General features: G+C 33.6%; 16 protein-coding genes. All 16 read left to right on the top strand.

The features are described 5' to 3' along the window. On the top strand, window positions 1–316 hold a 316-nt coding region (locus tag ACTBZY_RS07675), incomplete at its 5' end, for a heme-binding domain-containing protein (RefSeq protein ID WP_463045743.1). A gap of 107 nt (window positions 317–423) precedes the next feature. Beyond that, window positions 424–972, top strand: a complete 549-nt coding sequence (locus ACTBZY_RS07670; protein ID WP_463025603.1) for a DUF3347 domain-containing protein — start codon at window positions 424–426, stop codon at window positions 970–972. Window positions 973–1,237: 265 nt separating this feature from the next. Next, complete coding sequence (locus tag ACTBZY_RS07665) at window positions 1,238–1,801, top strand: AraC family transcriptional regulator (protein ID WP_463025602.1); 564 nt, start codon at window positions 1,238–1,240, stop codon at window positions 1,799–1,801. Window positions 1,802–1,833: 32 nt separating this feature from the next. After that, complete coding sequence (locus tag ACTBZY_RS07660) at window positions 1,834–2,382, top strand: hypothetical protein (protein WP_463025601.1); 549 nt, start codon at window positions 1,834–1,836, stop codon at window positions 2,380–2,382. A gap of 236 nt (window positions 2,383–2,618) precedes the next feature. Continuing rightward, on the top strand, window positions 2,619–2,840 hold the full coding sequence (locus tag ACTBZY_RS07655) for an SHOCT domain-containing protein (RefSeq protein WP_463025600.1): 222 nt from the start codon (window positions 2,619–2,621) through the stop codon (window positions 2,838–2,840). A gap of 53 nt (window positions 2,841–2,893) precedes the next feature. Then, window positions 2,894–3,109 (top strand): copper resistance protein CopZ, encoded by a 216-nt coding sequence (locus ACTBZY_RS07650; RefSeq protein ID WP_463025599.1) that lies wholly within the window; start codon window positions 2,894–2,896, stop codon window positions 3,107–3,109. Between the two features lie 44 nt (window positions 3,110–3,153). Continuing rightward, complete coding sequence (locus ACTBZY_RS07645) at window positions 3,154–3,375, top strand: SHOCT domain-containing protein (RefSeq protein ID WP_463025598.1); 222 nt, start codon at window positions 3,154–3,156, stop codon at window positions 3,373–3,375. A gap of 33 nt (window positions 3,376–3,408) precedes the next feature. Next, window positions 3,409–3,699 carry an ArsR/SmtB family transcription factor gene (locus ACTBZY_RS07640; RefSeq protein WP_463025597.1) on the top strand — a complete coding sequence of 97 codons (291 nt, stop codon included), beginning with the start codon at window positions 3,409–3,411 and terminating at the stop codon, window positions 3,697–3,699. A gap of 201 nt (window positions 3,700–3,900) precedes the next feature. Continuing rightward, window positions 3,901–4,212, top strand: a complete 312-nt coding sequence (locus ACTBZY_RS07635; RefSeq protein WP_463045742.1) for a DUF5676 family membrane protein — start codon at window positions 3,901–3,903, stop codon at window positions 4,210–4,212. Window positions 4,213–4,222: 10 nt separating this feature from the next. Next, window positions 4,223–5,467 carry a multicopper oxidase family protein gene (locus tag ACTBZY_RS07630; protein ID WP_463025595.1) on the top strand — a complete coding sequence of 415 codons (1,245 nt, stop codon included), beginning with the start codon at window positions 4,223–4,225 and terminating at the stop codon, window positions 5,465–5,467. Between the two features lie 23 nt (window positions 5,468–5,490). Next, a complete protein-coding gene (locus tag ACTBZY_RS07625; protein ID WP_463025594.1) occupies window positions 5,491–6,699 on the top strand; it encodes a hypothetical protein in 1,209 nt (402 codons plus the stop codon). A 100-nt stretch (window positions 6,700–6,799) separates the two neighbouring features. Continuing rightward, window positions 6,800–7,591 carry an AlbA family DNA-binding domain-containing protein gene (locus tag ACTBZY_RS07620; RefSeq protein WP_463025593.1) on the top strand — a complete coding sequence of 264 codons (792 nt, stop codon included), beginning with the start codon at window positions 6,800–6,802 and terminating at the stop codon, window positions 7,589–7,591. A 19-nt stretch (window positions 7,592–7,610) separates the two neighbouring features. Further along, a complete protein-coding gene (locus tag ACTBZY_RS07615) occupies window positions 7,611–8,123 on the top strand; it encodes a hypothetical protein (RefSeq protein ID WP_463025592.1) in 513 nt (170 codons plus the stop codon). A 28-nt stretch (window positions 8,124–8,151) separates the two neighbouring features. Then, complete coding sequence (locus ACTBZY_RS07610; RefSeq protein ID WP_463025591.1) at window positions 8,152–8,559, top strand: FAD-dependent oxidoreductase; 408 nt, start codon at window positions 8,152–8,154, stop codon at window positions 8,557–8,559. A gap of 7 nt (window positions 8,560–8,566) precedes the next feature. Then, complete coding sequence (locus ACTBZY_RS07605; RefSeq protein WP_463045741.1) at window positions 8,567–9,901, top strand: APC family permease; 1,335 nt, start codon at window positions 8,567–8,569, stop codon at window positions 9,899–9,901. A gap of 54 nt (window positions 9,902–9,955) precedes the next feature. Continuing rightward, window positions 9,956–10,201 carry a heavy-metal-associated domain-containing protein gene (locus tag ACTBZY_RS07600; protein WP_463025589.1) on the top strand — a complete coding sequence of 82 codons (246 nt, stop codon included), beginning with the start codon at window positions 9,956–9,958 and terminating at the stop codon, window positions 10,199–10,201. Window positions 10,202–10,356 lie beyond the last annotated feature (155 nt).

Here is a 10,356-nt window from a genome sequence, read left to right as displayed (position 1 = left end):
GGTAAAAAGTATTTTAGAAACCTCCTGTTACAACTGTCATAGTAACAATACCAGTTACCCTTGGTACAGCTATATTCAGCCAGTTGGTATGTTTTTACAGAGCCACATTGATGAAGGGTTGTCTGAACTTAACTTTTCTGAATTCAATAGTTATTCGTCACGAATGAAAAATCTAAAATTGAATTCAATTGTAAATCAGGTTAAAGACGAGAAAATGCCACTTCCCTCCTATTTGATAATTCACAAAGAGGCTGCTTTATCAAAGTCGGAAAGAGAAGAACTCACCCTATATATTAATAGCCTCTTAAATCCATAAACTCTTTTCAAAAGACACTTAGACATATTAATTATCAACATAGTAACTCCCAGCTTCATGCTGAATAATTTCAATCATTCAATTTTAAACCTTTTAATAAATACACCATGAAAAAAACAGTAAAAATCAAACAAACACTCATCGTACTTTCTGCCCTACTATCTGGCTCAAGTATTTATGCACAACATGACCATTCGAGCCATCAAAAGCAAGAAATGGAACATAGTAGTGAGCATAAAATAGGTCCAACTTTTAAAAATGAGCAACTAACTATCGCCTATAATTCTTATACCCAGATCAATGAGGCGTTGGCCGCTGATAATGCTATCGATGCAAAAAAAAGATCTTCACAACTTTATGAACTATTAGAAGGAGTTCAAGGTGCAGGTGTTGCACAGCAAGAAGCTAAAAAACTTTCAGCTACAAAATCACTTAAAGAGCAACGAGACATTTTTGTTACGTTAAGTGCTGAAATGACGAAAGTAATTAAGGATAATGACATCTCTAAAGGAGAAATATACATTACGTTTTGTCCTATGGCAAACAATAACGAGGGAGCTTATTGGCTTTCAAATGATAAAGAAATTCACAACCCTTACCTAGGTTTGGAAATGTCAAAATGTGGGTCTGTAAAAGAAATCCTAAATGCTGACTAATGAAATTTTAAGAGTAACTGTAGTTTTTTTTCTTATTGTGTTGGTGGGGGGATTCAATTAATTCCTACCCAACGCAATGAGGGATATATTAGTTTTAGATTAATGATTAAACTTTTCGAAAAGTACAATTAAATTTAAATTAACAAAATAGTAAATCCTCAGAGACTATTAAAATTCTAATTGGTGATTCATACTGATATTATATTGTCTAAACTAGAAAAGATAAAGTTATTACATTGTTTTATAAACTCTCAACTTATAAATTATGAAAGTAGAAGAATTTAAAATAAAAGGAATGATCTGTAGTCGTTGTGTAAAGGTCTTAACTATTGAGTTGAGGAATACCGGTGCAGAGATTCTTGAGATACAATTGGGGCGAATAGTAATTAAGTATGATTCAAAATTAATTTCAAGAACCAAAATAATAGACTCTATTTGCGAAAACGATTTTGAGATAATTAAAGATCCGAGGCTTATTCTATCTGAGCAGATAAAAAAATGGGTAATATACTATGTCTGGAACACTTTTCATGAAGAAAAACTTTCTAATTATTTAGAGCGGAAACTAAATAAAAGCTACAATCTAATTAGTAAAAACTTTCACGAGAGTGTAGGAATGAGCATAGATCGCTATCAAGTAATCCTAAAGATAGAGAGAACTAAAGAACTACTAGAAGAGGGGCAATTGAGTTTTAGTGAAATCGCCTATTCTGTAGGATATCAGAGCCTTTCAGCACTATCTAAGCAATTTAAGAAAGAAACAGAAATGACACTTAAAGAGTATAAAAATCTTGAAGTTGGGACAAGAGTTCCTCTGGATAAAATTTGATGAGGTTAAATTTAATATTCAACTGAATAAGAATGAAAAATAAATTGACAAAAGTTGCACTAGTTTTATTCTTTACAATCTTTAGTTTAAATACTAATGCACAAGAAGTATATGGAACAGATAATGGGCTAATTCATATCACCTTAGTGATAAACGACTCTATATTAACTGCGGTTAGTAAAGAATTAATTGTTATTTTAAATTATGACAATGCGACCTTCAAGTTACTTTTAGACAGGTCGAGTTTACGAACAGGAATAGACTCCATTGATACTGCGTTGAGAAAGCTAAAATATAATAAAGTAGAATTAAATGGCAGGCTTGGAATTGACCAAATTAGAACGGTAAAACATCCACCTCAAGACTTTGAGTTAAATGGATTTTTGAAAGATAAAAATGATGAGCTAGCAATTGTTGGAAGAGGGCATTTAGAGCATATTTTTGGAGAATTTTATTCTTGTATTTTAAACATGAATTTTTATGTAAATCCCGAAGACTTAAAGTTGGATAATTACTTCCAACAAATAACTGGAGATCTAAAAATAGAGATTATACAATCCGTACTAAAAAGGAGGAATTGAAAAATACCTTAGCAATAATTTAGTTTATTAATTTCTTAAAAGTATACTAGTACAAGCTTTCGTTTTTTTTGTATTGGTATACTTTTTTTATTTAGTTACATTCTTTTCATACACATTAAATGTTTCATTGTATTATAATGAATATAGGAGTTGAGATTGGACAAGTAAAATACAACAAATGACAAAGCCATCTATTTACATAGTCATATACTTGTATAGTATTAAAAATAGACATTATGCACTTTTATGAAGGTTATCATTTTGGAGGAATGCACCTATTCTGGTGGATTATTTGGGTAGTAATTATATTTTGGGTTTTTGCCATTCCCGATGATATCCCCTGGCAAAGAAAAAAGAATGCACCTATTGATATTCTTAAAAAAAGACTTGCAGCGGGAGTGATAGATTCACAAGAATTTGAAGAGCGCAAAAAGGTTTTAATCAATAAAAATAATTGACAACTTGCCACGAATTACAATTGTTCTGACCGGCAATAATTATAAACATTGTAATGAAAAAAAACTATCAAATTGATGGAATAAGTGGTGGAGGGTGTATCATGAAAGTCAAAGAAATACTTGAATCACATCCATTAATAGATAAGGTAGAAATTTCATCGAATTCTTTAGGGGCAACTGCTATAAAAATGAAAGAAAAGATAGAGACAAATTATTTGCAACAAATACTTAGGGAAGTTGGAAATTACACAATACACGAAAAAAAATAAATTAATCAGCAGGGAAGAAACTTTCCTGCATAAAATCAATCATTATGCACTTTTTTCATGAAGGTTATCATTTTTGGGGTATGCACCTTATATGGTGGATCATTTGGGTAGTATTACTGTTTTGGATTTTTGCCATTCCGGAGGATATTCCTGGACAACGTAAAAAGAAAGAATCAGCTTTAGATTTATTAAAAAGAAAGTATGCTTCTGGAGAGTATACTACTCAGGAATATCTTGAAAGAAAGAGGAATTTAGAAATTCATTAATAAATTAAGAATTTACCTCTTGACTACTCAATCATGGCGGAAACTCAATATAGTTTTGAAAGCTTAGCAGAAAAGTTTAAAGCCATTGGTCATCCGGTCAGACTTTCAATTTTTAACTTGCTATGCAACTGCGGAACGAAAAGGCTTAAAGTGAAAACCATTTATGAGACATTAAAGCTAGAACAAGCAAGTACTTCAAGGCACTTGGATATAATGAAGCGAGCAGGGATATTGGAAAGACAGCGAGAAGGAAATGGAATATATTATTGTTTATGCGATGAAGATTTCGGGATTGCCTGCCTCAGAAGATGCTTTAAAGAATAATAGAATGAATTGTAAACTATAATATAATGGGAAAACAAATGATTTGGATGATTATTGGATGCTCAATCCCTTTGCTGCTTATTTTTTTTGCACCCGCATTGGGGCTGAGTAGTAATTGGGGTCTGTTCATCTTTATTATCGCCATGTTCGCTTGTCATTTATTAATGCCGCATCATGGAGGGCACGGGCAAAACCATAAAAATGAAAATTCAGAAACTAAAAAACAAAATAGCCATGAACACTCCCATTAATGTTAGAAAATTCGGATTAGCCTTTGGTTTAACAGGAACACTTCTATATGCCGGTTGCATGCTATTGATGATAACCGTTGGTCATAGCGGCACGGTTGATTTCTTTAACAGTTTACTACATGGTTTAGATGTTTCAACTATCATACGAATGGATGTTCCCCTTTGGGAAGCGGGTATTGGTATTGTGCAAACGTTTATATTAAGCTGGTTAATTGGGGCTTGTATTGCCGGATTTTATAATGCTACACTTCCAAAAAAATAAAAAAGAAAAGATGAAAAGAAGAGATTTTATAGCAACAGGGGCTTTAAGTGCTGCCGGTATGGTATTTTTTCCCGGGAATCTACTATCAAGCGAATCAAAAAAAATAGCTGCCGAAAAGCAGCCTGAACCATTAGCATTTAAGCAAAATGGAGAGTGGAAAGAATTTGAATTGTATATAGATATAAAGATTCATGAACCTGCACCTGGTTTTCAATATCATACATTAGCATTTAATGATTCTATACCCGGACCTGAAATTAGAGTGCAGAAGGGAGACAAAGTAAGGGTTAAATTTATTAACAAGACTGATATTAACCATACTATACATTGGCATGGCATCTATGTCCCTTGGAGAATGGATGGTGTTCCATTTGTAAGTCAACTGCCGGTAATGCCAAATAATGAGTTTGTTTATGAATTTGAAGCAAAGCCTGTTGGCACTCATTTTTATCATTGCCATTGGGGAACAGTAATGCACATGCAGGCAGGAATGTTTGGGAGTATAATTGTTGAAGACCCTGAAGACTCCATTAAAGAGAGATTCCCTTATGAAAGAGAATATACACTTATCTATTCATCTCACGATGTGAATTATATTCGAAACGAAATGAATAAAATGTTGGAGCGAATGAAGGAGAGAAGTTACCTCATGAAAAATGGACGGTTTGATGCAGAGCGTTGGGCTGTGTTTAATAATTCTGACCAACTTAAAAAGTCTTTAGAAAATGGATGGAAACCACCCTACGCATTAAGCAGGAAAGCACCTGCAGATTTGCCAAAAGCAGATTGGTTTACAGTCAATGGCAAGTCATATCCTGAAACACCTTACTTATTCATTAAGTCTGGCGAAAAAATTAGAGTAAGGTTAATTAATGCCGGTGCTGAAACGCATCATTTACATTTGCATGGTCATGATTTTTGGATGGTTGCTGATGATGGAATCGCCTTAGAAAATCCTTGGCAAAGAAATACAGTACCGCTAACACCTGGAAAGACCTTTGATATAATTATAGAAGGCAATAATCGTGGAATTTGGACTTTCCATGATCACGATACAAGAAAAGTAACTAATAATGGGATGTATCCTGGAGGCAATTTATTAGCTATGGTTTATGAAGACCTACCTGCGGATGAGTTAATTATTAGTAAACATAGCGGAAATAAGATGTTTAAAAATGAGATGCTAATGGATGATGATATGAAGAAAATGCTATTTGGAGATGATAAATTACCAAAGATTGCACTAGACGAATAAATAAACAAGATAATAACTCAATTATGAAGAATAGATTGATAATAGCAATTACAATGCTGCTTGTTTTGCCGGCATTGGCTCAGAATGGTGGAGAAGATTTAACGCCTGAGATTGAAATTGGAATGAAAACGGTTGCTACCGGAAATGCTTATTTTAATAAAGGAAAATCTCAGTTAGCGATTCCGGTTTTAAATGAAGGAGATCAAGTATTAAGTGATTTTTCTGATTCTTACTTTATGATTGGGGCAAAACAAAAACTATATAATGGCTGGAGAGGGCAAATGGTATTGGGTCTTTCATTTCCTGACGCAAATAGTGGATTGGGACAGGTTTTTTATAACCAAGTAATGGTTAAATTAGAAAATAAAAAAAATATTATTAAGATCGGTCGTTCTACGACGCAAACTATTTTAGGTCAATTTTCAACCATCCGAGATGATGATGCCTTACTGTACAATTATGTACTTAATCCCTTTTCAAATGGATTGAATACAGAAGACAATCAATATGCTAATGTGATTGAATATACACGAATAATCGCTAATCGATTATATATAACTGTGCATGGCGAAAATTATCAAGATTTTGAAGACCCTAATGATTTTGCTATAAACGGAATTGGAGGTTCTGTTATCTATAAGGTGCCTGAAAGCCAAGTTTGGGATAGAAATTTTTTATCAGAGATTGGGTTCAGCTCAAATAATTTTATAGTAAATAGGACAATTAATAATTCCACTTCTGATGAAGTTTTGAAAAATTTGATTGGTTATGCCAAAATTAATATTAAGCCTGATCCGGTTCATTTTATTGATCTAAAGGTTCAGACAATTTATAATAACGGGTTTAGGGATATTTCAGAAATAAGTGATTACTCAACATACACAAGAAGCAGAAGTACAGCGGTTTTTGGTATGTTGCGTTACCTCAATAGAAAGTTAGAACGACCAAACTTTCAGCTTAGTATTGGTGGGGGCTATAAATCATTTACTGAAACTACTAATACCCCAGAACAGCTTTTAGCTATTGGAAATTTGTTTTATCGCATTGGAAATAATTTTGATGTGCTTTTTCAATACCGATACACTGTGAATAATGGGAGTTTGGAAAAATTGTTAGGAACTAGTCAACACCGAGTTCAAATTGGTTTGGCATACAGCTTCAATAAAATATTTAATAATCAATTTGACGATCGCAATTCGATTCTCAACTTAGAACATGGCTACATTAGATAATAATTAAACGACCAAAATCAATAGCTTAATAATCGATACTCCATGAATGGTTTATTAATTATTCCTCTTTAATTATCAATTTAATAAAGTAAGATAGAAAGTGAAAATAGGAAAACAGATTTACTCCATAAAAATAATTGTACTTCATTCTTTGTTGGGTGCTTCTGTGTTTTACTTTCTACTACACCCATTGTTTATGGTGGGTTTTACAGCACAAAGTAAGCAACTCAAAGCGGCTGAATTGTGGGACAATGTTGCAGCTCAAATTTTTTACTCGTTCTCTTTCCAAATGCTTCCGATGTCTTATGTATTTATAATTATTGGGGGCATAATAGGAATGATATCGGGTATTTATTGGAATAGCTTACTGAAGCAAAGGAAAATCGTAAAAAAACAAAACAAATTATTAGAGAATGATGCACAAACTTTAATAAAAGAAGGAGAAAGTCATTTTGTCGAATTTAAATCATCTTTTCGGTACGATTATAATTTAAAGACCACTAACAATGAATTGGAACTTGTTATTGCAAAAACGATTGCGGGTTTTCTAAATGCGGAAGGTGGTAAGTTAATTATTGGTGTAAAAGATGATGGAGAAATATTGGGTCTCAAAAAAGATTTTGACACACTTAGACAGAAAAATTCAGATGGATTTGAACGAAGATTTTACGATTTAATCACTGCTAATTTTGGTAACAACCACTGCAAGCATTGCTCCGTTAGGTTTTACGAATTAGGTAGTGAGATCATCTGCATTATTCATGTTGAACCTTCAACTAAGCCTGTTTATTTAGACCATCAAAATAAAACTTTATTTTATGTGCGTGCTGGGAATGCAACGAGGAATTTAACAGTAAAAGAGGCAGTACAATATATTGAAGAAAGAAATTAAACACCTAAAAATAAAACTTATGAAACAGATCCATTTTAATAAAATTAACACTCGAGTAAAAGTTGAAGCAATTCCAGAAGTGAAAACCAATGCCTCACAAGTTCTGATAAGTCTATTTATATTTTCAATGCTTTTACTTATGCTTTCTTCATGCACTAATGAGGAAAAGCAAAAAACAGAAAACCCGATACATAAGAAAGCAGAAGAATCGCCAAAATCAACTGAAGTATCATCAGACCTTATTTCAAACTATGAGATTGTTCCCAACGAAAAAGTATGTATGGTAAACGACAGATATATGGGAGTTTCACAAATACCCATCGATGTAAGTGGTATTACTTATTATGGTTGCTGCGAAAACTGTATTGAAAAACTACAGAATAATTTGAATGATGTGCGTTTTGGAGGAAATCCAACTGCTGATACAAAGGTTGATAAAGCATCAGCCGTTATTGTTCAAGATAAAAATAGTGGAAGTGTTTTTTACTTTGCTTCAAAAGATGGGGCTAATGCATTCATGAAGCAACAGTAATCATTACTAAAAGATAAAATAGCAAGAAATGCGACACGATAATACAATTCCAACAGATTCGAAAGCTTGTAAAACGCTAGAAAACATTTGCTTGCCTAAGTCGAACATGCCTAGAATTGTTATTATTGGCGATGGTTTTGCCGGTTTAGCATTAGTTGAAGAACTGAAACATAAAAAGGTTCAGTTGGTGCTATTCGATAAAAATAATTTCCATCAATTTCAGCCTTTACTCTATCAAGTAGCTACAAGTGCCCTCGAACCTGATAATATTGTTTTTCCTTTTAGGAAACAAATAAATGGATATAAGAATGTATTGTTTCGCTTGGCTGAAGTAGAGGGAATTCAACCTGAGTTAAATACTATAATAACCAATAGCAACCGACTAATCATTAGAAGCTTTAAACCAACACCTTCTACTAATTACGAAAAGAAATAGAATATTGATGGAAGATAAAACAGGTAAAAATGATAAGCTTTCTCTACTTAGCTCCATATCTCTTGGTACTGGGGTTATGATTGGAGCTGGAATATTTGTGCTTATGGGGCAAATAGCAGAGCTAGTAGGCGATCTATTTCCGATTGCTTTTATTGCCGGTGCTGTTGTAGTTGGATCCAGTTCATACTCTTACGTAAAGTTCTCAAATGCTTATCCATCCTCAGGTGGTGTAGTTAAGTTTTTGAATAAGTCATACGGACCTGGAACCACAACAGGGCTCTTTTCATTACTAATGTATATATCCATGGTGGTTTCAGAAAGTTTGGTAGCAGGTACTTTTGGGGCTTACACACTACGGTTATTTCCTGAGAGATTTGCCAATTATGCTCCCATTCTTGGTGTTCTTCTTTTAGTTGTGGCATACATTATTAATGTTTTAGGAAATAAAGCAATCGGTTCAACGGCAACAATCACTGCAATTATAAAAGTAGCAGGAATAGCGTTGCTTGCCATCGCCGGTCTTGTAGTTTCAGGCTTTGCAGATATTACCGGGAGTTATATTCCAAAAAATACCGAAGCTTTGCCTCAAGGGTTTGCCTTTTTAGCAGCGTTGGCCTTATCTATTCTTGCTTACAAAGGATTTACAACAATCACAAACCAAGGTGGCGACATTAAAAACCCACATAAAAATCTTGGAAGGTCCATTGTGTTTTCCATTCTTATTTGCACGCTAATTTATGTGGCGTTGGCGTTGGCGGTAGCAGGAGGCTTAAGTATACCGGAAATAATTGAAGCAAAAGACTATGCTTTAGCTGCTGCTGCCAAACCTGTTTTTGGCGAATGGGGCTCATGGATTACCATAGCAATAGCCATTGTAGCAACCTTTTCAGGAGTGCTAGCTAGTGTATTTTCAGCATCTCGTTTATTGGCCATGTTGAGCAATATGAAACAAGTACCTTCTATAAATAGAATGGGGAATTTTAAAAATCCCGCTCTCCTATTGACTGTTTCTCTTGCCATTATACTGACCGCTCTTCTAGACCTAACAAGGATTGCTTCTATTGGAGCTATTTTTTACTTAATCATGGATATTGCCATTCATTGGGGGCTTTTCCGCCACCTAAGGAAAAAGGTTGATTTTATGCCTATCATACCTGTAATAGCCATTGTGTTAGACATCGTTATACTCGCAGCATTTCTTTACATTAAATACCTCAACGATCCATTGGTACTAATTGTAGCGGCAATTGGAATAATTCTAATACTTGTTGCAGAACGGTACTTTATGATTTCACACACAGACGATGAAGGTAATATGCCAATGGGAATGGAAACAGACTAAAAAATTAATTAGAACAAAAATGAAAAATATTCAATCAATTTAAAATTAAAAAAGATGAAACAACAAATTGAAATTAAAGGAATGAGCTGTGGAGGATGTGTCCAAAATGTTGAAAAAGCATTGAGACAGATAGATGGTGTAAATACTGTAAATGTAAGTTTAACCCCTCCTCAAGCAGTTATAGAAGCGAATCATACTATTAATACAGAGCAGTTGCAGCATGCTTTAACAAATGCTGGTGCTTATAGTATTGCCGGAAAAGAAGTGGGTAAAAAAACAGGAGGATCTTGTTGTGGTTAAACGCTAATCATAAAGTATGAAAACAACAATATAGCTTAATTATTAAGAAAAAAAGGAGAATAAAAATAAAGTAAAGTGGAATAAAAATGCAATACGTTTGGTTCAATTGGTCTATAATAATATTAGTGGTGTGGTGGGTAATCTATCGATTCAAA

It is taken from the genome of Arcticibacterium sp. (genome assembly GCF_055134445.1).
The sequence above is the reverse complement of the archived record's forward strand: the minus strand, read 5'-3'. Positions and strand labels throughout refer to the sequence as shown.